This is a genomic window from Paraburkholderia edwinii, from assembly GCF_019428685.1.
Lineage (GTDB): Bacteria > Pseudomonadota > Gammaproteobacteria > Burkholderiales > Burkholderiaceae > Paraburkholderia > Paraburkholderia edwinii.
The window spans coordinates 1,611,957-1,632,531 of sequence record NZ_CP080096.1 but is presented as its reverse complement, the minus strand read 5'-3'; the positions used below and the strand labels follow the sequence as shown (position 1 = coordinate 1,632,531).

Genomic DNA, 20,575 nt, shown 5'->3' with positions numbered 1-20,575 from the left:
TTCAAACCGCTTTTGCGCTGCGCAATGAGGCAATCCGCGCGGCGTCGTAACCGAGCTCGCGCAAAATCGCATCGGTATGCTCGCCAAGCGCAGGCACCGCGTCCATGCGCGGCGCGAAGTTTTCGCCGAGCCCCGGCGGCAGCAACGCCGGCACGACACCCGCGGAGGTGCTGACCGAGGTCCAGCGTTCCCGCGCTTTCAATTGCGGATGCGCCCAGACGTCCTGCATCGAGTTCATCTGCGCATTGGCGATGCCGGCCTTGTCGAGCCGCTCCATGACCTGCGCCGCGCTCATGCCCGAAAACGCCTGCACGATGATGTCGCGCAATGCATCGCGCGCCGCGCTGCGTTTCGAGTTCGACGAAAAGCGCTCGTCGGTGGCGAGTTCCGGCCGGCCCAGCACGTCTTCGCAAAAGAGCCGCCATTCACGCTCGTTTTGCAGGCCCATCATCACGGTGCGGCCGTCGCCGGCCATAAAAGGCCCATACGGATAGATCGTCGCGTGCGAGGCGCCCGACAACGCGGGCGGCGTTTGCCCTTCGAACGCGTAGTACATCGGGTATCCCATCCACTCGACCATGCTCTCGAGCATCGACACGTCGATGCGGCAGCCCTTACCGGTTCGGCCGCGCAGCAGCAGCGCGCTCAGGATATTCGTGTACGCATACATGCCCGCCGCGATATCGGCGATTGAACAGCCGGCTTTCGCGGGCGCATCGGGCGAGCCCGTCACCGATAGAAAGCCCGCTTCGCTCTGGATCAACAGGTCGTACGCTTTCTTGTCGCGATACGGGCCATCCTCGCCGTACCCGGAGATATTGCAAACAATCAGCCGCGGATGCTCAGCCGATAGCGTGTCATAGCCGAGGCCCAAACGCTCGGCCGCACCCGGCGCGAGGTTTTGCACGAGCACGTCGGCATCGGCGAGCAAGGCCGCGAGAATCGCTGCCGCTTCCGGGTTTTTCACATCGAGCGTGAGGCTTTCCTTCGAGCGGTTGGTCCATACGAAATGCGAGGAAATGCCGTTCACGCGTTCATCGTAGCCGCGCGCGAAATCGCCTGCGCCGGGACGTTCCACCTTGATCACGCGCGCGCCGAGATCCGCGAGCTGCCGCGTGCAGAACGGCGCGGCAATCGCATGCTCGAGCGTGACCACCTTGATGCCATCGAGAGGTCGCATGTCCAGCTCCTCAGAACGAACGCGGCAGGCCGAGGATATGCTCGGCCACGTACGACAGGATCAGGTTTGTCGAGATCGGCGCGACCTGATACAGGCGCGTTTCCCGGAATTTGCGTTCGACGTCGTATTCGGATGCGAAGCCGAAGCCGCCGTGAAATTGCAGGCACGCGTTCGCCGCTTCCCACGATGCGTCGGCAGCCAGCAGCTTCGCCATATTCGCCTGCGCGCCGCACGGCTCGTTTGCATCGAAGCGGCGTGCCGCCTCGAAACGCATCAGGCTCGCGGCTTCGACATTGACGAACGAGCGCGCGATCGGAAACTGCACGCCCTGGTTCTGCCCGATCGGCCGGCCGAACACGATGCGTTCCTTCGCGTACTGCGACACCTTGTCGACGAACCAGTAGCCGTCGCCGATGCATTCGGCCGCGATCAGCGTGCGCTCGGCGTTCAGGCCGTCAAGGATGTACTTGAAGCCCTTGCCTTCCTCGCCGATCAGGTTTTCCGCGGGAATTTCGAGGTTGTCGAAAAACAGTTCGTTGGTCTCATGATTGACCATATTCATGATCGGCTGCACCGACAGGCCATGACCGATTGCTTCGCGCAGATCGACGATAAAGATCGACATGCCCTCAGACTTACGCTGCACATCCGAAAGCGGCGTGGTGCGCGCGAGCAGAATCATCAGGTCCGAATGCTGGACGCGCGAAATCCATACTTTCTGGCCGTTCACTACGTAACGGTCGCCGCGCCGCACGGCCGTCGTCTTGATCTTCGTCGTATCGGTGCCGGTGGTCGGCTCGGTCACGCCCATCGATTGCAGGCGCAATTCGCCGTTGGCGATCTTCGGCAGATAGCGTTCCTTCTGTTCCTGCGAGCCGTGCCGCAGCAGCGTGCCCATGTTGTACATCTGGCCGTGGCACGCACCCGAGTTGCCGCCCGCGCGGTTGATCTCCTCCATGATCACCGACGCTTCGGTCAGGCCGAGGCCCGAACCGCCGTATTCCTGCGGAATCAGCGCGGCGAGCCAGCCGGCTTTCGTCAGCGCTTCAACGAAGGCTTCGGGGTAGCCGCGCTCCTCGTCGATCTTACGGAAGTATTCGGCCGGAAATTGCGAGCACAGGTCGCGTACCGCTTCGCGGATGTCGGTGAAGGAATCTGAATGTGTGGTCTGCATGATGGATCGGGTCAATCGGTTTCTATGTGTGACGCAGGCAGTGGCTGAGCCAGTCGCTCAGCCGCGCGCTTACGCGAGATGCGCGGTCGCGCGCATCGTCAGATAGCCTTCGTGGTCCTGGGCCCATAGCTCGACGCTCTTGCCGTCGGCCGAAGGCACGCCGCATACCTTGAACGGGCGATTCGCGAAAGTCGGCCGCTGCGCGCGGAACTCGAAGCGGCGCACCACGGCGTCGGGCGCTTCGCGATGCACGAGGTCGATCAGGCAGGTCGCGATCAGCGGACCATGCACGACGAGGTCTGGATAACCTTCTTCCCGCGTGACATACGGGTAGTCGTAGTGAATGCGGTGGCCGTTGAACGTGAGCGCCGAGTAGCGGAACAGCATCACCGGATCAGGATGGATCTCGCGGCTCCAGCGTTCGCCGCCGGGCGCGCGCTCGGGTTCCTTGCTCGCTTCGGACGGCGACGGCGGATCGCGGTAGACGATATCCTGCTCTTCCTCGATCGCGACGCGCCCCGCCTGCGCGATGCGATGCGCAACGGTCACGAATACGAGCCTGCCGGTGCGGCCGGCTTTTTCGTTGACTTTTTCGATCGTCGACGTGCGCGTGGCTGTATCGCCGACTTCGAGCGGTGTAAGAAACGTCAGGCGTCCGCCCGCCCACATGCGCCGCGGCAATTCGACCGGCGGCAAAAAACCGCCGCGCTTCGGGTGGCCGTCGGGGCCGACGCCGGAAAGTGGCGCGACCGGCAGAAAGTACAACCAGTGCCATAGCGGCGGCACGGTGTTCGGGGACACCTCGCGCTCGAGCGTGGCTGCAAGCGCCGTGACAGGAAACGCGGACACGTAGTCGTCCTGGGATTCGCTGCGGCCCACCCAGGCGTCCAGCGGGGGATTCGATTCTGGCATTGCTGTGTCTCCGGCCAATATTGCTGGTTTGCCGACCACTATGCACCGCGCGCCCCGCTTTACGAAGTTGTTATTTCTTAAGATCGCGTTCCGATTTTGTTAATACGGGTCGGGTGCCGGTCAATCGCCCGTCTTTCCAGCCTGAGACGCCCATCCCAGGCCTCGCGTTCCCCGCAAAAGCTTTTCTATTCCGGCGACGGATTTCTTCTCGTTTGTGACTTTGGGCCAGAAAAACGATAGTTCTCTCCATCGCAAGCGCATGTCACTCACCCGATTCACCCACCGAAATGGAGAAGCAAAATGAAGCTGAAAGACAAAGTCGTTCTGATCACCGGCGGCACCTCAGGCATCGGTTTCGAAGCTGCCCGACTGTTTCGCGATGAAGGCGCGCATGTCGTTGTCATCGGCACGAACCCCGCTCGGCTGACGAGTGCCGCAAGCGAACTCGGCGGCGACGTGCTCGCGATTCGTGCGGACTTGCGCCATCCGGCCGACATCGACGCGGCCATCAAGGAAACGATCGCGAAGTTCGGCCGTATCGACATCGTGTACGCGAATGCGGGCGCCGCCACTGCCGCACCGTTCGACGAAGTGACGAGCGAACAGATCGACGAGCAGTTCGCGCTCAATTTCAAGGGGCTTTTCTTCACGGTACAGAAGGCCGCACCGTATCTGAGCGCAGGCAGCTCGATCGTGGTGACCACGTCGTTCCTCAATGAAGTCGGCGCGCCGGGCCTGTCGATTTTGTCGGCGACGAAGGCTGCCGTGCGCTCGCTGGTCCGCTCGCTTGGCGCCGAACTCGCGCCGCGCGGCATCCGCGTGAATGCGGTGAGCCCGGGCCCGATCGCCACGCCGTTCCACGGCAAGCTCGGTTTGTCGGCGGAACAGGTGGAAGAAGCCGCTTCGGGTCTGCAAGCGAGCGTACCGTTGAAGCGTCTCGGTCAAGCGTCTGAAGTCGCGAAGGCGGCGCTGTTCCTCGCGAGCGACGATGCGTCGTATGTGACGGGCGCCGAACTGGTTGTCGATGGTGGCTTGACGCAAATCTGATGCGGTTGCGCACGCAACGAGCGCCGCCGCTGTGCGGCGCTCGGCACTCACGCGGCAGCCGCATACCGCTAGCATTGCACCCACGCGGCATCCACGCCGCACTGCAACACCGCCGGCACGCGTACCTTGCGCGCGCCGGCGGTGTTTCGCATAAAATCAGCAGGCCCGATCGAATCCGCTCGAACCCAGGCCAACCCGAATCGCCCACCCACAATCATGCCGCGCACGTCCGCTACGCCCGCCCCCGCCTCGATCACCCAAGCCGAGGCCCGGCGCATCTGGCTGCGCGCGCAGCGGCTCGATACAGCAGAACCGTTCGGCGCCGACGCGAGCGCAACGCTCGCCGCGATCGAGCATCTCGGCTACGTGCAGATCGATACGATCAACGTGATCGAGCGCTGCCACCACCATATCCTGTGGAGCCGCATTCCCGCGTATCAGCGCGAGCATCTGCGCCAGGCGCAAAGCGTCGACAAGACCGTGTTCGAATACTGGACGCACGCGCTTTCGTATGTGCCGACCCGCGACCTCAAGTACTACCTCGCGGACATGAAGCTGCATCAGATCGCGCCGAAAACGTGGTTCGATTCCGTGACGCCTTCCGACCTGCGCAAGGTGATCGCGCGCATTCGCAAGAACGGCGCGTTGTCTATTCGCGATATCGACGACGATATTCCCGTCGAAAAAGACCACCCGTGGGCCAGCCGCAAGCCGTCGAAGCGCGCGTTGCAACTCGCGTTCTACACCGGCAAGCTGACCATCAGCGAGCGCTCGGGCATGCTGAAAACCTATGAGCTGATGGAGCGGCATTTCAACTGGGAACGGCCGCCGAAGCGCGCGACCGAAAAAGAAATTACCCACTATCTGCTCGAGCGCGCGTTACGCTCGCAAGGCGTGGTCAGTCTCGACTCGGTCTGCCACCTGAACGCGAAACGCAAGCCGCTGATGCGCGCCGCCATCGATCTGCGCGTGCGGCAGGGCTTGCTCGTGCCGGTAAAGATAGAAGGCGTGGGCAAGCTCGAGCATTGGGCGACGCCGCAAACGCTGGCCGGAATTCCCGAGCATGTGGAGGGCGTGCATATCCTGTCGCCGTTCGATCCGCTGATTATCCAGCGCAAGCGGCTCAATCTGCTGTTCGGCTACGACCACCGCTTCGAAGCGTATGTGCCGAAAGAAAAGCGCGTGTACGGCTACTTTGCGTTGCCGGTGCTGGTCGACGACGAGATCGTCGCGGCAATCGACCTGAAGGCCGACCGCGAGCGCCGCGCACTGCAAATCCAGCAATGGAACTGGATCGGCACGCGCAAGCGGGCGCCGCTGAAGGCCGCGATCGAAACGAGGCTGCACGGCTTCGAACAATTCCAGTTTGCGTCGTGAAGCGCACGGTAACGCGACGCTGTATCTGACCGGCGCGCAATTCACGACCGGCGCGGGGTTAGCGGTGGACGGCGGCGCGACGGCGGGCAAGTGGTAAGCTCGGCTACCCGGTGTGCAATGCACCCTTGCCGAAGGCCCCGACGGCCCACTCTTCATGCAACGACAATTCGACGACCTCCTGCTGGGCAGCATCGAACTTTTCTGCCTTGCCGCGGAGCTCGGCAGCTTCACGCTCGCGGCAACGGCCGCGAGCGTCACGCCGGCGGCCGTCAGCCGTTCGATCGCGCGGCTCGAGGAACGGCTTGGCGTGCGGCTCTTCGTGCGCACAACACGCCAGATCCGCCTGACCGATGCGGGCCGCCATTACTTCGAACAGTGCCGCTCGGCGCTGAGCCAGCTCGTCGACGCCGAGCGCGAAGTCACGGGACAGCAGACCACGCCGAGCGGCCTGTTGCGCATCAGCATGCCGACGCCGTACGGTCACTACCGGGTGCTGCCGATTCTCGCCGAGTTTCGCGAGCGCTTTCCGAATGTGCAGGTCGAATCGCACCTGTCGAATCGCAACATCGATTTCGCCGACGAAGCGTTCGACCTCGCGATTCGCGGCCGCGCGCCGGCCGATTCGAGCCTGATCGCACGCAAGCTCGAAGATGCTGAGCTCGTGATCGTCGCCTCGCCCGCGTATCTGAAGCGCGCGGGCACACCGCAATCGATCGACGAATTGCAGCGGCACGATTGCATCGCGTTCGAACTGCCGAGCAGCGGCCGCCCGGTACCATGGATTTTCAACGACAACGGCGAAGAAATCGAACTCGTGCCGCACGGCGGCTACGGCGCATCGGGCGACGTGCTGGCCGGTGCGACGCTTGCGCGCCACGATGCGGGGCTGTTCCAGACGTACCGGTTCGTCGTCGAAGAGGACTTGCGCGCGGGACGGCTCGTCGAAGTACTAAAAGATAAAGGCGGGCGCTCGCGGCCGTTCATTCTGCTGTATCCGCATGCGCGGCATCTGTCTTCGCGCGTGCGCGCGCTGGTCGACTTTCTGGTCGAGAAGCTCGCGGGGCGCTAGTTACGCGCGTCCGCGTTCTCTACGTTCGACGTTCCACCTTCTACTTCGCCAGACTCAGCTTGGTGGTCAGCACGGTGCCGTCGCTGACATCGATCAGCCACACTTCATCGACGTCGGCATGCAAGGTCGAGGTGCGCGTCGTGATGTCGGTCGGTTCCTCGTCGGTCGGGTCCTGATGCTCGTGCACGTCGGTCATATACGGCGGCACGAGGTGACATAAAATCGCCACGGCGAAATCGCCGTTCGCTGCATTGAACGCGGTTTGGGAAAGTCGCAGCCGGCCGCGCGCGATGGTCCGCTTGCCCGTTGTTGCGAGGTCGATGCGGTCGATATTCTGCACGTAGCCTTTCGCTTTCGCGTCGGGCGCAATCACAAGGCGGCGGCCGCTTTTCCCGGTGACGGTTTTCTTCAGGACAATATAGCCGGGCCGGTCGTCGTCGGCGAGCGGCACGTCCACGGTCAGCAAGCGGGTTTTCGCGCGGTAAAGAATGCCGAGCGGCGCGTTCACGACAAATATGAAACTACGCTGCGCGGGGTCGGCGCTCGACGCGGCCGCGCCATGCGACGCGCCGTGCGGAATCGCCGCGACGAGGTCGTGCAGACGGCTGCGCAAGGTCCGTTTGCCGCCTTCGTCCGGCTTGCCGGCCAGCGCCGCGCGTACGGCCGCCGGGTCGTCGCTATGGAACGGCATGCCCGATGTGTTCGGCGCCTGTTGCGCAGCCGCGCTACTCGCGTGCAGCAATAGCGTCAGCGCAAGCATCGCGACGCCAGCCGATAGCCGGAAATGGATCACCCTTTGCAACGCGTCCCCCGCTTTGATTCGATAGTTATGACAGAAAAGGCGCCAACGGCGTGCAGTGCGGCGTACGATGCGCCGAGCGTTCTGCCGCGTGGCACGCGGCCCGGCGCCCAGTGGGCGCTTTGCGCGCAGCGCACAGTCTATTGGAAGCGTAGCGCATTTGCAGCACAGGTGCGGCGGCTCGCCGGCCTGAATTCGCACTAGCGTTGAGGGGAGCCCGCTTCCTCGATCAACCATTCCTTGAACGCGACGATCGGCGGCGTTTGCGCGGTTTCCTTCCGGTGCACCACATAGTAGGCAAGCTCGCAGCTCTGCGCGTCGCCGAACGGCCGCACCAACCGCCCTTCCGCGAGATCTCGCTCGACCAGCGACGTGCGGCCAAGCGCGACGCCGAGGCCCGACATCGCCGTCTGCAGCGCGGCCGCCGAGTCGTTGATCTGCAGGCCGCGATCGCAATCGACGAGCTCCGGCAGCCCCGCGCGCCGCAGCCACGATCGCCAGGTCGGAAACACCGGCGCGTCGCGCATCGACGTATCGTGAATCAGCGGATGAAACTGCAGGTCTTCGGGCTTGCGCAGCGGATGCACACCGTCGAGCAGCGTCGGACTGCAAACCGGAAAGTATTCGTCGCGCAACAGGAAAGTCGCATCGAGATCGGGCCAGTGGCCCGCGCCATAGCGGATGCCCGCGTCGATGCGGTCCACGGTGAAATCCGCGAGCTGACCGTTCGGCTCGATGCGCAGGTCGTAATACGGATGCCGCTGCTGGAAGTGTTCGACGCGCTGCAAAAACCATTTGTGCGCAAACGCGGGCGGCACCGTCACCGTGATCGCGATGCGCGCCTTGCTTGCCTTGAGCCGCTCGACCGCCGTGGACAGCAGATCGAACCCCGCCTGCAGATCGGGAATCACCGCGCGCGCCGCATCGGTCAGCATGAGCCGCGATGGCCCCGTAGGCGCGCGATGAAAAAGCTCGACATCGAGCGTCTCTTCGAGCCCGCGTATCAGCTGGCCGACCGCCGCCGGCGTGACGTGCAATTCTTCGGCTGCGCCCACGTAGCTCAAGTGGCGCGCCACGGCTTCGAAGGCTCGCAGCGCATTCAGGTGTTGAGGCGCGCGCATGCGTGGAACGGAATCTCGTTGTGCAGAAGCGCTTCATACTGACAGCCCACTTACCCTGCGTCAATCGCTGTTGCGCGGCATGCGAAGCGCGCCCTTACTGGATGCAAATCTCGCTTAGCGCGACCGTGCGCCGGTAGACATTCTTGTTGAGCCACGGCACGAAGGTGTACTCGTCGTACGCGTTGCTTCCGAGATAAATCCAGTGATGCAGGACATTCATGACAGCTCCCGAACCCGCCGGGCCCCGAAGCAGGCCCGATGAATCAAGCTTAGACATCCTGTGCGAATGCCGCCATTGTCGGTGAGTCTCGTCGAATCGTTCGTCCGCATACGCAACGCATACCCGCGTATAGGGCATTCATGCACTGGTTGCACATTGCGTCGCGGCCGGTCGGGGAGGAATAAACCTGCGGGTACACGTGTTCAACGAAGTCGAACCCATCGTATCCCATTCATTCCCACCCCACTCTCGAGGATGTAACCATGAACGGTCGTCAAACGGCTGCACGACAAGGCTCGAACAATAACGGTCGGTCCAATCGGTTTAACCGGTCCGGTCGGACCGCCGCGCGGGCGCGCGCCGCCGGCGCGGCGCTGCTTGCGGCGCTCGCGGTGTTCGGCCAGAGCGCCCACGCCGCTCCTGCCGCGGCCGACGGCGCGCTTGCCAGCTACGCGGCAATCGAGCAGGCGTTGATGGACGGACACAGCGTGGTGAATGTGCGGCTCGAGATGAGCCGCTGCACGTCGACCGAAGGCAACAAGCCCGGCCCCGCGATTCGCGGCGGCGTGAGCATCGGCTCGTTTCTGATTCCGGAAGGCCGCTATATCGCGTTTATCGACGAACACCAGACGCTGGACCCGAAAAATCATCCGGTTACCGAATACGTGCGCTACCACGTGATGCCCGACAACACGGTCACCATCGATACCGCGTTTGCCGCGAACGGCGCCGATACCGCAAGCTCGCGTGGCTCGTATCGTTGCACAATCAATGAAGGGATTCGCTTTATCGCAGCGGCAGCACGTTAATCTCGCGATTAGCGGTTACGGCGGGTTACGGCGATGACGCCGCTTCGTTGCACACGCAACGAAGCGGCGAGCGCGTGTGACACGCGCGTTGCGTGACTTGCTTATTTCCCTCGCTTATTTCCCTCGCTTACTTCCCGAACCCTTCGAGCACGATCTTGCCCTTTGCACGATGGCTCTCGAGCAACTGATGTGCGCGGCGCAGATTGTCCGCGTTGATCTTGCCGAAATGCTCGCCGGTCGTGGTCTTCAGCATGCCGCTGTCGACCATGTCGGCGACCTTGTTCAGAATCACGTGCTGCTGGATCACGTCGGACGTATCGAACATCGACCGCGTGTACATCAGCTCCCAGTGCAGCGAGGCGCTCTTGCGCTTGAGCAGCCGCACATCGATCGCGTCAGGGTCGTCGATCAGGCCGAAATGGCCTTGCGGCGCAAGTGCCTCGACGATCTGCTCGAAATGCTGGTCCGTATGCGTGAGCGACGCGACGTATTTCGCTTCGCGAATGCCGACGCGCGCGAGTTCAGCCGCAATCGGCTTCGAATGATCGATCACGTGATGCGCGCCGAGGTCTTTCACCCATTGCTGCGTTTCCGGGCGCGATGCGGTGCCGATCACGGTCAGACCCGTGAGCTTGCGCGCGAGCTGAACCATGATCGAGCCCACGCCGCCCGCCGCACCAATAATCAGCAGCGCACCGTTGCCGAACGGATCGGCAAGCGTCGGCACGCGCAGCCGGTCGAACAGCATTTCCCACGCGGTTACCGCGGTCAGCGGCAACGACGCGGCGGCCGCGAAATCGATGCTGTCCGGCATGCGCCCGACGATGCGCTCATCGACCGCATGCAGTTCGCTGTTCGTGCCGGGCCGCATCAGCGTGCCCGCGTACCAGACGCGATCGCCGGGCTTGAACAGCGTGACCTTCGAACCGACGCTGCGCACGACGCCTGCCGCATCCCAACCGAGCACCACCGGCACGTCGCCTTCGGCTTTGCGGCTCTTGCGTACTTTCGTGTCGACCGGGTTCACCGACACCGCGCGAACCTCGACGATCAGATCGCGCTCGCCCGGTTGCGGCTCCGGCAAATCGATATCGATCAACGCTTTCGGATCGGTAATAGCTAGGGGCTCGTAGTAACCGACAGCTTTCATTTTCTGTTTCTCCGGAATTCAGGGGGCTTTCACCGAACGCGCATGCTCCACCGGCGGCGCGAGGTCGGGCGCCGCGGCACGCGCGGGAGGATTGTTGCACGGCTTCGGAAATGCCGCCGGTCAGTGCCTGGTGGCGGGCGGCTGAGGATTGTTGGCCGGATTCGTATCGAAGCGCGCAATGCTTCTGATGGCCTCGAGATCGACGAGCGCCGACAGTTCCGCCTGCAGCGAATCGGTAACCTGCCGGTCGTAGATCGCTTCGTCGCCGACGTAGACGGTAAAGGTTTCGAGGTATCGGGTCTTTTTTTCCGGATTTTCTATCGTGTCGCGTGTCCACTCGTAGAGCGGGTATTTTTCGGGCCCGAAGCGCTGCGCTTCCTCGACGTATTCGGCGAACGCGTCGTATTGGCACATCATCGAAGCCCCATGCCGCTTCAGCACATCGTGAAGCGCGGCGTGCGCCGCGCACGAAGGGTCGCCGCGCAAGGCAGCGGCAAGAGGTGCAGACACGCTCACCCTCAGTTGAAACTTCCAGTTACCTTCCATATTCGCTCGTGCTCCTACCCGACCCCGACGGCATCACAATCACTATGTAAGGAAATCATTCTATCCGAGCTATCGGATCGGCATTGTCGGCAACAGTTCACCGATTCGTGTAAAGGCACGGTAGGGGATACGTAGGATGCCATACCGTATACCGTTAAACGCAAAGCGGAATAAGCTCCTCGCGCCGGGTGTTACCGGTTCAGCGGATCGGTCCATCATATCGCCGGTCCGCTTTTGATTACGGAGCCTGAATGGACAAACGCTTTGCAGAACAACGCGCGATCGTGATCGGTGCCGGTATCGGCGGCCTCGCCGTCGCGGCTGCGCTCGCCAACCATTTCGGGCAGGTCGTCGTGCTCGAGCGCGACGAGTTGCCCGCCGAGGTGCGCCCGCGGCCCGGCGCCGCACAGACCCGACATCTTCATGTTCTGCTCTCCGGCGGCGCAGCCGCACTCGCCGAACTCTTTCCGGGCGTACATACGCGTCTGATCGAGGCCGGCGCGCAACTGGCCGATGTGGGCGCCGATGCGAATTTTGAACTGGCCGGCACGCCGAAATTGCCGCGCCGCGAATTGAATATCTATAGCTGGCAATTGTCGAGGCCGCTGCTCGAAGCGGTGCTGCGCGAGCAGTTACGCGAACGCGAAAACGTCCAGTTGCGTGAACTGAGCCGCGTCATCGAGATCGTTCCGGACGAAAACAACCGGGCCGCCGGTGTGCGCGTCGAATCGCGCGAAGGCAAACACGACGAACTCGACGCCCTACTCGTTATCGATGCAAGCGGCCGCGGCGTACCGACACTTGATTTCCTCAAGGCAACGGGCCGCCCGTTGCCGACGGAAACCACGGTCGGCACCGATCTCACCTATGGCACGACGGTCTATTCGTTTCCGGACGGCGCCGAACCAGACTTCAAGCAGGCGTGGGTGCACGGCAAGGCGCCGGAACAGGGGCGCGCCGGCTTCCTCGTGAAACGCGAAAACGGACTATGGGACGCGGTGCTCGCCGGCCGTCTCGGCGACGTCCCGCCCATCGAAGACGACGCGTTTCTCGCATTCGCGGATACCCTGCCCAACCAGGCGATCAGTACGGCCTTGCGTCGCGGCCGGCGCGAGGCGCCGATTGTGCGCTTCGGCTATCCGGAAAGCCGCTGGCGTCATTTCGCCGATCTCACGGACTTTCCGGTGGGCTTGCTGCCGTTGGGCGATGCCGTCTGCAATACGAATCCGGTGTTCGGCCAGGGCATGACGGTCGCGGCGAAAGAGGCGGTGATGCTGCACCGCCTGCTCGCCGAATCAGGCGGCCACGCCAGTTCGCTCGAAACGATTGGACCGGCCTTCCTGAAGGAGATGGAAGATCTCGTGAAAACGCCATGGTCGGGAGCGACCGCGCTCGATCTCGCGTATCCGCAAACGAAGGGCGAACGGCCGGCCGACATGCGGCAGCGAAGCGAATATCAGGCCGGCGTGATGAAGCTTGCTGCCGTGGACCCGGACGTTCACCGGCTGATGGTCGAAGTCCGGCATCTGGTGAAGCCGGCGAACCTGCTGCATACGCCTGATCTCCAGCAACGCGTACAGGCGGTGCTCCAGCACCCGGCGGCGTCTTCCTAGGCGGCTGCCGGCGTCTGCCCACGGGTCTGCCTTCGGGCCCGCCTTCGGGTCTACCTCGCTTCGCAGCCCGATTTGAAACAATGAATTGCGCCCCGAAACCGAATCCGCCGGAATCGGTCTTCGGGCGTGCTCAGCGCCCGTGTTTGCGGGGCGTTTCTGTCCCTCTTCTCCCCCGCTCACCCTCTTCTTTCGCCCTGAATGCGCTTTGTCGAAAAAAGTGGGAATAAAGAAAGGTTTGGTCCTGTTCGTCACTACGTAGCACGCAGTCAAGCATCGCAAATGCAGTTGGGAATAAATTCAGACGATACGGTGTTTTGCATCTCGTAGCATCCAGCAACAAGCGCCGCGAATGCAGCCGAAATAGCTGGAATAAAACACAAAGCAGCAATGTTTGCCCTGATGAACCGGACACTTCTTTTCAATCTATTTAGGATTTCCAAATGAACACGAAAACGCTTATCGGCCTCTCCCTCGTTGCCCTCACGTCATTCGGCATCGTCAATAGCGCATCGGCCGGCGAAAAGACGCGCGCTGAAGTACGCGCCGAACTGATCCAGGCAGAGAACAACGGCTCCCGCTTCGTCACCGATGCATCGTATCCGGAAGTGAGCCCGATCTTCGCGCAGCAAGTCGCGCAAATGCAGCAACGTAACGGCACAAGCAGCGTCGGTGGCGTCGCCGCCGGCACGAGCCAGTCGGGTCAGCGCGTTGCCGCCACGCCGATGGGTTCGTCGACCTGCGTCGGCCCGAACAGCTTCTGCAATCTGTACGCCGGCAGCTGAGCGAATCGCGCTCGCACCGGTTTGAACCCGAGGCACGGCGCCGTGCGCCGCGCCCCAGACGACTCGCTTAAGACTCGCTTGACATTGGGAACACCATCATGAAAACGATCGCCACTCTTCTGGTCACGGCAGCTGCACTCACCGCTCCTGTACTGAGCTTTGCGCAAAGCACCGATCAAGGTCTGACCCGTGCGCAAGTGCGCGCCGAGCTCGTGCAGCTCGAACAGGCCGGCTACAACCCGCAAACCGCAGCCGACGCCAGCTACCCGCAGGAAATTCAGCTTGCCGAAGCAAAAGTTGCCGCTCAGAACGCCGCGGCAAATACGGCGAGCACGGCTAACACCGCGCAAACGGACGACGCGGTCGGCGGCATGCCCGCATACGGCTCGTCGGATTCCGGTAAGCCGATGAAGCACTCGCGCGCAATGAATGCGTGTGTCGGCCCGGTTAGCTTCTGCAATATTTACTTTGGCAGCTGATGGGCGCCGCTAGCTCAGTGTGCGCCGCAAGCGGCGGCCACACTGAGGCATGTCAGTCACACTGAAGCAGTTGCAGCGACGAACAATCGTTTTTAGAAGGGCTTTTCGAGCACGAGCCGCGCTTCGAGCCCGCCACCCGCACGGTTCTTCAACTCCAGCGTCGCATTCATGGCAAGCGCAAGCTGCTTCGCAATCGCCAGCCCAAGCCCGCTGCCGCCGGTGCGCTGATGGCCCGATGCGTCGCCGCGGTAAAACGGCTGAAATACCGCTTCGAGCTGGTCTTGCGCAATACCGGGCCCGCGATCGAGCACGCTGATCGAAATCTGCCTGTCATTCGACACATAAGTTTTGAGTTCGCCCGCACCGGAGAACTTGACCGCGTTATCGAGCAGGTTCGCAAGAATGCGGCGTAACGCGACCGGACGCGTGACGATCGGCACCCCGATCGATCCGGAGAGCGTCACCTTCGCGCCCGCATCCTCATAGTCGGATACCAGGCTCTCGAGCAGCGCGTCAGGGTCGATGCGGCGCGGCACTTCAGCCGCGCCATGCAGCGTGCGCCCATAGGCAACACCCTCACGCACGAGCACTTCCATCTCGGCGAGGTCCTGCTGGAATTTGATGCGGTCGGCTTCGTCGTCGAGCAGGTCGGTGCGAATGCGCATGCGCGTGATCGGCGTCTGCAAATCGTGCGAAATCGCCGCGAGAATCTGGATCCGCTCCTTCATATACTGGCGAATCCGTTCCTGCATCGCATTGAACGCTTTGGCGGCGCGCGCGACTTCGGCCGGCCCGTCTTCCGGAAGGCGAGTGGCGGTCATATCCGGGCCCAGCGTATCAGCTGCGCTCGCGAGCTGGTTGAGCGGCCGCGTCGCAAGGCTCAGTGCGAACCATGCGCAAACGGCGATCACCACGAGTTCGACGGCGAGCACAACCAGCAGCCAGTATGACAGCGGCATCCAGCCAACGGGACGAATATCGATGGTGAGCGGCGAGCCGTCGCTCAAGCGCAGATGCGCCTGCAAATGTTCCTTGGTGTCGGGCACCTCGTTGACGGCAATCGTAAAGCGCTGCCCGATGCTGCGTTCGATCGCGGCGCTGACCTCTTCCGAAAGCTTCGCATTGGGCGGTGTGCCGCCCACGCCCTCCCCGAGCAGGAAGCTGTAATTGCGGCGCGCAAGCCGCGGCACCCATTCGGGGCGCTCGGCTGCCGGCACACGGTCGAGCAGCGCGACCGCGGTCGCCACTTCACGCTGGAAATTGTCGAGCATCAACGACGTCTGCGCATCGTTGCGCTCGGACACGGTCGCCCAGAACGCAAGCAGCTGCGCGACGACGAGGCCCGCGAAAAAGATCAGCGTCAGGCGCACGAACAGCGTGCGCGGACCTCTGAACAGACTCGATAGGTTCACTGATTGCCTTCCTGCGGCGTCACCGCAGACGAGAACACATAGCCTTCATTGCGCAGTGTCTTGATGTAGCGCGGGTCTTTCGCCCCGTCCTTGAGCCTCTGGCGAAGGCGGCTCACGAGCAGATCGATCGACCGGTCGAACGGTTCGGTCTGTCTGCCTTGCGTGAGCGTGAGCAACTGGTCGCGCGTCAGCACGCGCTGCGGATGATCGACGAACACGCGCAACAGCCGATATTCGGCACCGCTTAGCGCCACCATCGTGCCTTCGTTATCGATCAGATGGCGGCCGATCGTATCGAGCTTCCAGTCGCCGAACAGCAGAAACTGTGGCGACTCCGTGTGCTCGAAGCCCGGCGGCGCCATCCGCGTGCGCCGCAAAATGGCGCGAATGCGTGCGAGCAGTTCGCGCACCGCAAACGGCTTCACGAGATAATCGTCTGCGCCCACTTCAAGGCCGACCACGCGATCCGTTTCATCGCCGAGCGCCGTCAGCATCAGGATCGGGATGGTGCGCCACTGCCCGGCTCGCAGGTCGCGGCACAGCGCAAGCCCGTTTTCACCGGGCAACGTCACGTCCAGCACGATCATGTCCGGCGCGTCGTCCGCGAGCGCCGCCCACATTTCGCGGCCGCCCGAAGCCTTGCTTGCCCTGACGCCATTCTTCTGCAAATAACTGCCGATCAGCTCGCGAATCTCGCGGTCGTCGTCGACGATCAGCACATGCTCGACTTTTTCCATCTAGCCGCCCCTTTCCGGTTGCGCGGCTTCGTCTCCGTTTCGGAGTACGCACATGCGCAGCTCAAAGGGCGAACCAGCTCGGCCAGCGTCAGGCTGAAAATAAGGCATAGCGACGCGGAAAACCGGTAGAAGCGTTTCATACGTCACCTGCCAAACTGAGACTGGCACCGTCATTGACGGTCGCGTCAAAGGCATAAGGATCTACTCCGTGGAGACAGCCGATATTGGCGCGCCATAGACCCCGGTCCATCCGCGTTTGATGAAACGGATAAACGCCGCAGTGGCGGCAGAAGAAATGCTTCGCCACGTGCGTATTGAACTGGTAGACCGCGAGGTCGTCGCTACCGCTGATTATACGGAGATTGCTTTCCTTGAAAGCCGGCGTCATCAATGCGCCCCGGCGCAGGCACAGGCTGCAATTGCAGCGCACGGCGGGCGCGACGGGCGCATCGATCTCGAATCGGACCTTGCCGCAGTGGCACGATCCTTCGTGAGTCGTCGTGGTCGTGGTCGTCGTCATTTCGTACTCCATCGGTTGATGGCAGTTTCACATGACGCTTGCTCCATGCTATGTCGCCATGTGTCGCAACGTACCCGGTTTGTATCCGAACGTACGGCCGCGGCGCGGCCTGCCTTGTACCGTGCATGGTGTTATAAAGCACCTTTCGACATCCGGGCTACCGATGCGCCTTCCTTTGCGTCTGCTGCTTGCTTTCGCCGGCCTCGCCGCCGGCTTTGCGCTTTGCCAGGAGCCCGGGCAGGAAGCCGGCGCGGGCGCATTCCAGCACGCGCCGCGCAATGGCGGGCGCTTCGTGAACAACGATGGGCCGCTCGCGCGCGCGTCGTTCCTGAAGTGGCAATGGTCGAGACTCGTCGAGGGCGTGCCGAAAGCGCCCGACAACGGTTACCGCTTTCCGCTCGATCATCCGGACACCGCGTGGCTCAGCGCCAATCGCAGCGTCGACACGATGACGTGGATCGGTCATGCGACCGCACTGTTGCAGGTGGGCGGCGTCAATATCCTGACCGACCCAATATTCTCCGAGCGTGCGTCGCCGTTTTCGTTTATCGGACCCAAACGCAAGGTGCCGCCCGCGCTTGCGCTCGACGAGCTGCCGCATATCGACATCGTGCTCGTCTCGCATAGCCATTACGATCATCTCGACACGGCCAGCGTCGAAGCATTGAACCGGCAACCGGGCGGCCCACCGCTTTTTCTCGTGCCGCTCGGTATCAAGGCGTGGATGGCCGGCAAGCGCATCGGCAACGTAGAGGAATTCGATTGGGGCGATCACACGCAGGCAGCGGGCCTCGATATCTGGTTCGTGCCGAGCCAGCACTGGTCAAAACGCACGCTGACCGATCGCGACGAGACGCTCTGGGGCGGCTGGGTCGTGAAGACACGCGACGGCGCCGCTCACCCGTTTTCGTTCTACTTTGCCGGCGACACCGGTTACTCAGGCGACTTCAAAAAAATCGGCGCAGCCTTCGGTTGCTTCGATCTCGCGCTGATCCCGATCGGCGCGTATGCACCACGCTGGTTCATGCGGCCGCAACACGTTGACCCGCAGGAGGCCGTGCAGATTTTCGAAGACGTGCATGCGAAACGCGCCATCGGCATTCACTGGGGCACCTTTCAACTCAGTGATGAGCCGCTCGACGAACCGCCGAAGCTGCTCGAAGCGGCGGCGCGTGATGCGCGTCTCTCGCCTGACGCGTTTACAGTACTGCGGCACGGACAATCGATCCATTTCGACGATACAGAGGATCGCTGTTCACAATAGTGTTGTTCACGGCTCGCCTATCCGCCAGTTCGCCTCCCGGCACGGCCAGTTCGCAGAAACACCCCCTATGGCGCGGCATGACGGCTAGAGTCTCCCGGATCTCACAAACCAATGCGACTCTGTGGAAACACGCATGCCTAATCCAATTCCCTTTTCGGTCCTCGATTTCGCGCCGATCCGCGCGGGCGAAACGGCTGCTCACGCGCTGCGGCAAACAGTCGACATGGCACGTTTGGCCGAAACGCTCGGCTTTTTGCGCTACTGGGTGGCCGAACATCACGGTGTGCAGACGGTCGCAAGCGCGGCCACGTCGGTCGTGATCGGGCATATTGCCGCGCACACGTCGACGCTACGCGTCGGCTCGGGCGGCATCATGCTGCCGAATCACACACCGTTTATGGTCGCTGAACAGTTCGGCACGCTCGAATCGCTGTACCCCGGCCGCATCGATCTCGGCGTCGGCCGCGCTTCGGGCAGCGCCGACGCGGTCACGAAAGCGCTGCGCTCGAGCCAGGAAGCGCGTGAGCGCTTTCCCGACGATCTGCGCGAGCTGCAATCGTTCTTTCGTGAGCCGGAACCCGGAAACAACCTACGCGCCGTTCCGGGCGCCGGACTCGACGTGCCGATCTGGGTGCTCGCATCATCGCCGTATTCGGCACAGCAAGCCGCGGCACTGGGCTTGCCGCTTGCGTTCGCCACGCACATCGGGCCCGACGCGCGCGACCCGGCGATTGCCGCATACCGGTCCGCGTTCGAGCCTTCGGCCGTGCTCGACAAACCGTATGTGGTGGTGGCAGGCGTTGTGACCGCCGCGCCAACCGACGAAGAGGCGCGGCATCTGTTTTCGTCGATGCAGCAGCTGTCGCTGCGCCGCTTACGCAGCACGCCGTTCGCGCAGCTGCAGCCGCCCATCGCCGATTTCGACACGCTGCCGACCGAAGACGAGCGCCCGCGCCTCGATGCCGCCTTGCGCGCGGTTATTACAGGCGGCCCACAGCAAGTCGAGCAGAAACTCGCCAAGTTGATCGAAGAAACCGACGCCGATGAAGTGATGGTGCTTTCGTTTATCCACGATCTCGACGCGCGCCGCCGCTCGCTTGAAATTGTCGGCAAGGTGCGCGACAGCCTCAACGCACGCCGGCACGCCCTTCAATAAATTATGTCCAACATTTATTGTATAAATTACGATCGTCATCTATGATGTGGATCACAACCTGCGCATTGCCCCTCATTTGACTGCTGATTTGACCGCTCATTTGCGTGTGCAAAGCGCCCACATACATCAAGGAACTCACCATGCCGATCGTACGCATCGACCTCGTCGAAGGGCAATCTCCCGAATACCGCACCGCGATCACCGAGGAGGTTTACAAGGCAATGACCACCGCTCTGAACGTGCCCGCCAACGACCGCTTCATGGTGGTCAGCGAGCACAAGGCCAGCGACTTCGTGGCCGATCCGACTTATCTGGGCATCGAACGGTCTCCGCAATGCGTGATGGTCCAGATCACGCTCAACGTGGGGCGCGACGTTGACATGAAGCGTACGTTCTACAAAGCACTTGCGGACGGCTTGCATGCACGCATCGGTCTCAGGCGCGAAGACCTGTTTATCAACCTTGTCGAAGTTGCAAAGGAAAACTGGTCGTTCGGCAACGGCATTGCTCAATATGCGTAACCGTCATACCCAGGCCCGCGCAGTCTGAGTTATGCTCTCGGCACCTTTTCTGGAGGAATCCCCATGCCGCGCGTATCCCGCGAACAAGCCGATAAAAACCGTGCCGTGATCGAAGCAGCATCCGCGCGTCTGTTCAAGGAGCATGGGCTCAACGGCGTGTCGGTGGCCGACATCATGGGGGCCGCGGGCCTCACGCATGGCGGCTTTTATGGCCATTTCGAATCGAAGGACGAACTGGCTGCCATTGCTTGCGCACACGCGTTCGAGGAATCGGTTACGCGGTGGCGTTCGCTAATCAGAAACGATGCCGACGAGCAGGCGCTCGTCGATGCGCTCGCGAAGCACTATCTGAGCCCCGCGCAGCGCGACCGGCCGGGCATGTCGTGCGCGGCCGCGGGGCTCGCGTCCGACGTCGGCCGCGAGAGCACCGACAAGCCGATACGCAGTGTGTATTTGCGCGGCCTGCGCTCGATGATCGACGTGCTGGTTTCGTTCTCGAGCGCACGCCGGTCGAAAAAAGTCCGGCAGCGCGCGATCGCGCGCCTGTCGATGATGATCGGCGCGCTAACGCTGGCGCGTGCGGTCAGCGACGATCCGCTGTCCGATGAGATCCTCGCGTCGGCGCGCGAAGCACTGCACGGCAACCTTGCATAAATCGCTGCTTGCGTCCGCTGCTTGCGTCCGCTG

At 62.6% G+C, this 20,575-nt stretch carries 22 protein-coding genes; 11 read left to right on the top strand and 11 right to left on the bottom strand.

The features are described 5' to 3' along the window. Position 1: 1 nt before the first annotated feature. From KZJ38_RS29055 to KZJ38_RS29045, 3 genes are all read right to left on the bottom strand, one after another. Complete coding sequence (locus KZJ38_RS29055; RefSeq protein WP_219803510.1) at positions 2 to 1,180, bottom strand: CaiB/BaiF CoA transferase family protein; 1,179 nt, start codon at positions 1,178 to 1,180, stop codon at positions 2 to 4. Between the two features lie 10 nt (positions 1,181 to 1,190). Then, positions 1,191 to 2,354 carry an acyl-CoA dehydrogenase family protein gene (locus tag KZJ38_RS29050; protein WP_219803509.1) on the bottom strand — a complete coding sequence of 388 codons (1,164 nt, stop codon included), beginning with the start codon at positions 2,352 to 2,354 and terminating at the stop codon, positions 1,191 to 1,193. A 69-nt stretch (positions 2,355 to 2,423) separates the two neighbouring features. Next, complete coding sequence (locus KZJ38_RS29045) at positions 2,424 to 3,266, bottom strand: HTD2 family dehydratase (RefSeq protein ID WP_219803508.1); 843 nt, start codon at positions 3,264 to 3,266, stop codon at positions 2,424 to 2,426. A 300-nt stretch (positions 3,267 to 3,566) separates the two neighbouring features. Here KZJ38_RS29045 and KZJ38_RS29040 point away from each other — a divergent pair, with 300 nt between their 5' ends. The 3 genes from KZJ38_RS29040 to KZJ38_RS29025 all read left to right on the top strand — a co-directional run bounded on the left by KZJ38_RS29040 (position 3,567) and on the right by KZJ38_RS29025 (position 6,759). Continuing rightward, positions 3,567 to 4,313 carry an SDR family oxidoreductase gene (locus KZJ38_RS29040; protein WP_219803507.1) on the top strand — a complete coding sequence of 249 codons (747 nt, stop codon included), beginning with the start codon at positions 3,567 to 3,569 and terminating at the stop codon, positions 4,311 to 4,313. A gap of 216 nt (positions 4,314 to 4,529) precedes the next feature. Beyond that, positions 4,530 to 5,690, top strand: a complete 1,161-nt coding sequence (locus KZJ38_RS29035; protein ID WP_219803506.1) for a winged helix-turn-helix domain-containing protein — start codon at positions 4,530 to 4,532, stop codon at positions 5,688 to 5,690. Between the two features lie 154 nt (positions 5,691 to 5,844). After that, positions 5,845 to 6,759 (top strand): LysR family transcriptional regulator, encoded by a 915-nt coding sequence (locus KZJ38_RS29025; RefSeq protein WP_219803505.1) that lies wholly within the window; start codon positions 5,845 to 5,847, stop codon positions 6,757 to 6,759. A gap of 40 nt (positions 6,760 to 6,799) precedes the next feature. Here KZJ38_RS29025 and KZJ38_RS29020 read toward each other — a convergent pair whose 3' ends face one another. The 3 genes from KZJ38_RS29020 to KZJ38_RS36955 all read right to left on the bottom strand — a co-directional run bounded on the left by KZJ38_RS29020 (position 6,800) and on the right by KZJ38_RS36955 (position 8,899). Beyond that, positions 6,800 to 7,561: a hypothetical protein gene (locus KZJ38_RS29020; RefSeq protein ID WP_425518426.1), complete on the bottom strand. Its 762-nt coding sequence runs from the start codon at positions 7,559 to 7,561 to the stop codon at positions 6,800 to 6,802. Positions 7,562 to 7,758: 197 nt separating this feature from the next. Continuing rightward, positions 7,759 to 8,679, bottom strand: a complete 921-nt coding sequence (gene gcvA / locus KZJ38_RS29015; protein ID WP_219803504.1) for a transcriptional regulator GcvA — start codon at positions 8,677 to 8,679, stop codon at positions 7,759 to 7,761. Positions 8,680 to 8,773: 94 nt separating this feature from the next. Then, positions 8,774 to 8,899, bottom strand: coding sequence for a hypothetical protein (locus KZJ38_RS36955; protein ID WP_281425871.1), 126 nt, complete (start codon positions 8,897 to 8,899; stop codon positions 8,774 to 8,776). Between the two features lie 263 nt (positions 8,900 to 9,162). On the opposite strand from KZJ38_RS36955, the gene KZJ38_RS29010 reads away from it, so the two are divergent. Further along, the gene (locus KZJ38_RS29010) at positions 9,163 to 9,708 is read left to right on the top strand and encodes a VirK family protein (protein ID WP_219803503.1); all 546 of its coding nucleotides are present in this window, start codon (positions 9,163 to 9,165) and stop codon (positions 9,706 to 9,708) included. Between the two features lie 127 nt (positions 9,709 to 9,835). On the opposite strand, the gene KZJ38_RS29005 is transcribed toward KZJ38_RS29010, so the two are convergent. After that, entirely contained in the window at positions 9,836 to 10,858 is a 1,023-nt protein-coding gene (locus KZJ38_RS29005; RefSeq protein ID WP_219803502.1) for a zinc-binding alcohol dehydrogenase family protein, read from the bottom strand. Positions 10,859 to 10,978: 120 nt separating this feature from the next. Beyond that, entirely contained in the window at positions 10,979 to 11,404 is a 426-nt protein-coding gene (locus tag KZJ38_RS29000) for a hypothetical protein (RefSeq protein WP_219803501.1), read from the bottom strand. 251 nt (positions 11,405 to 11,655) lie between these two features. Here KZJ38_RS29000 and KZJ38_RS28995 point away from each other — a divergent pair, with 251 nt between their 5' ends. The 3 genes from KZJ38_RS28995 (at position 11,656) to KZJ38_RS28985 (ending at position 14,278) form a co-directional block, all read left to right on the top strand. Beyond that, on the top strand, positions 11,656 to 13,017 hold the full coding sequence (locus tag KZJ38_RS28995) for an NAD(P)/FAD-dependent oxidoreductase (protein WP_219803500.1): 1,362 nt from the start codon (positions 11,656 to 11,658) through the stop codon (positions 13,015 to 13,017). 440 nt (positions 13,018 to 13,457) lie between these two features. After that, positions 13,458 to 13,799: a DUF4148 domain-containing protein gene (locus KZJ38_RS28990; protein WP_219803499.1), complete on the top strand. Its 342-nt coding sequence runs from the start codon at positions 13,458 to 13,460 to the stop codon at positions 13,797 to 13,799. 95 nt (positions 13,800 to 13,894) lie between these two features. Continuing rightward, complete coding sequence (locus tag KZJ38_RS28985; RefSeq protein ID WP_425518442.1) at positions 13,895 to 14,278, top strand: DUF4148 domain-containing protein; 384 nt, start codon at positions 13,895 to 13,897, stop codon at positions 14,276 to 14,278. 92 nt (positions 14,279 to 14,370) lie between these two features. On the opposite strand, the gene KZJ38_RS28980 is transcribed toward KZJ38_RS28985, so the two are convergent. The 3 genes from KZJ38_RS28980 to KZJ38_RS28970 form a co-directional block, all read right to left on the bottom strand. Beyond that, complete coding sequence (locus KZJ38_RS28980) at positions 14,371 to 15,690, bottom strand: sensor histidine kinase (protein WP_219803497.1); 1,320 nt, start codon at positions 15,688 to 15,690, stop codon at positions 14,371 to 14,373. Further along, positions 15,687 to 16,427 (bottom strand): response regulator, encoded by a 741-nt coding sequence (locus tag KZJ38_RS28975; protein WP_219803496.1) that lies wholly within the window; start codon positions 16,425 to 16,427, stop codon positions 15,687 to 15,689. Before KZJ38_RS28975 ends, KZJ38_RS28980 begins: the two co-directional genes overlap by 4 nt. 136 nt (positions 16,428 to 16,563) lie before the next feature. Then, positions 16,564 to 16,947: a GFA family protein gene (locus KZJ38_RS28970; protein WP_219803495.1), complete on the bottom strand. Its 384-nt coding sequence runs from the start codon at positions 16,945 to 16,947 to the stop codon at positions 16,564 to 16,566. A 163-nt stretch (positions 16,948 to 17,110) separates the two neighbouring features. On the opposite strand from KZJ38_RS28970, the gene KZJ38_RS28965 reads away from it, so the two are divergent. The 4 genes from KZJ38_RS28965 (at position 17,111) to KZJ38_RS28950 (ending at position 20,542) form a co-directional block, all read left to right on the top strand. Then, a complete protein-coding gene (locus tag KZJ38_RS28965) occupies positions 17,111 to 18,211 on the top strand; it encodes an MBL fold metallo-hydrolase (protein ID WP_219803494.1) in 1,101 nt (366 codons plus the stop codon). Between the two features lie 133 nt (positions 18,212 to 18,344). Beyond that, complete coding sequence (locus KZJ38_RS28960; RefSeq protein WP_219803493.1) at positions 18,345 to 19,367, top strand: LLM class flavin-dependent oxidoreductase; 1,023 nt, start codon at positions 18,345 to 18,347, stop codon at positions 19,365 to 19,367. Between the two features lie 140 nt (positions 19,368 to 19,507). Beyond that, positions 19,508 to 19,888, top strand: coding sequence for a tautomerase family protein (locus KZJ38_RS28955; protein ID WP_219803492.1), 381 nt, complete (start codon positions 19,508 to 19,510; stop codon positions 19,886 to 19,888). Between the two features lie 63 nt (positions 19,889 to 19,951). Beyond that, positions 19,952 to 20,542: a TetR/AcrR family transcriptional regulator gene (locus KZJ38_RS28950; protein WP_219803491.1), complete on the top strand. Its 591-nt coding sequence runs from the start codon at positions 19,952 to 19,954 to the stop codon at positions 20,540 to 20,542. The last annotated feature ends 33 nt before the right edge of the window (positions 20,543 to 20,575 follow it).

Excerpts from the sequence above, each read along its gene's own strand:
- KZJ38_RS28995 (WP_219803500.1), top strand. The coding sequence starts at position 11,656 with ATGGACAAACGCTTTGCAGAACAACGCGCGATCGTGATCGGTGCCGGT.
- KZJ38_RS36955 (WP_281425871.1), bottom strand. The coding sequence starts at position 8,899 with ATGAATGTCCTGCATCACTGGATTTATCTCGGAAGCAACGCGTACGAC.
- KZJ38_RS29000 (WP_219803501.1), bottom strand. The coding sequence starts at position 11,404 with ATGGAAGGTAACTGGAAGTTTCAACTGAGGGTGAGCGTGTCTGCACCT.
- KZJ38_RS28950 (WP_219803491.1), top strand. The coding sequence starts at position 19,952 with ATGCCGCGCGTATCCCGCGAACAAGCCGATAAAAACCGTGCCGTGATC.
- KZJ38_RS29005 (WP_219803502.1), bottom strand. The coding sequence starts at position 10,858 with ATGAAAGCTGTCGGTTACTACGAGCCCCTAGCTATTACCGATCCGAAA.
- KZJ38_RS28990 (WP_219803499.1), top strand. The coding sequence starts at position 13,458 with ATGAACACGAAAACGCTTATCGGCCTCTCCCTCGTTGCCCTCACGTCA.
- KZJ38_RS29055 (WP_219803510.1), bottom strand. The coding sequence starts at position 1,180 with ATGCGACCTCTCGATGGCATCAAGGTGGTCACGCTCGAGCATGCGATT.
- KZJ38_RS29050 (WP_219803509.1), bottom strand. The coding sequence starts at position 2,354 with ATGCAGACCACACATTCAGATTCCTTCACCGACATCCGCGAAGCGGTA.
- KZJ38_RS28960 (WP_219803493.1), top strand. The coding sequence starts at position 18,345 with ATGCCTAATCCAATTCCCTTTTCGGTCCTCGATTTCGCGCCGATCCGC.
- KZJ38_RS29040 (WP_219803507.1), top strand. The coding sequence starts at position 3,567 with ATGAAGCTGAAAGACAAAGTCGTTCTGATCACCGGCGGCACCTCAGGC.
- KZJ38_RS29010 (WP_219803503.1), top strand. The coding sequence starts at position 9,163 with ATGAACGGTCGTCAAACGGCTGCACGACAAGGCTCGAACAATAACGGT.
- KZJ38_RS29025 (WP_219803505.1), top strand. The coding sequence starts at position 5,845 with ATGCAACGACAATTCGACGACCTCCTGCTGGGCAGCATCGAACTTTTC.
- KZJ38_RS28970 (WP_219803495.1), bottom strand. The coding sequence starts at position 16,947 with ATGACGACGACCACGACCACGACGACTCACGAAGGATCGTGCCACTGC.
- KZJ38_RS29045 (WP_219803508.1), bottom strand. The coding sequence starts at position 3,266 with ATGCCAGAATCGAATCCCCCGCTGGACGCCTGGGTGGGCCGCAGCGAA.
- gcvA (WP_219803504.1), bottom strand. The coding sequence starts at position 8,679 with ATGCGCGCGCCTCAACACCTGAATGCGCTGCGAGCCTTCGAAGCCGTG.
- KZJ38_RS29035 (WP_219803506.1), top strand. The coding sequence starts at position 4,530 with ATGCCGCGCACGTCCGCTACGCCCGCCCCCGCCTCGATCACCCAAGCC.
- KZJ38_RS28955 (WP_219803492.1), top strand. The coding sequence starts at position 19,508 with ATGCCGATCGTACGCATCGACCTCGTCGAAGGGCAATCTCCCGAATAC.
- KZJ38_RS28965 (WP_219803494.1), top strand. The coding sequence starts at position 17,111 with ATGCGCCTTCCTTTGCGTCTGCTGCTTGCTTTCGCCGGCCTCGCCGCC.
- KZJ38_RS28975 (WP_219803496.1), bottom strand. The coding sequence starts at position 16,427 with ATGGAAAAAGTCGAGCATGTGCTGATCGTCGACGACGACCGCGAGATT.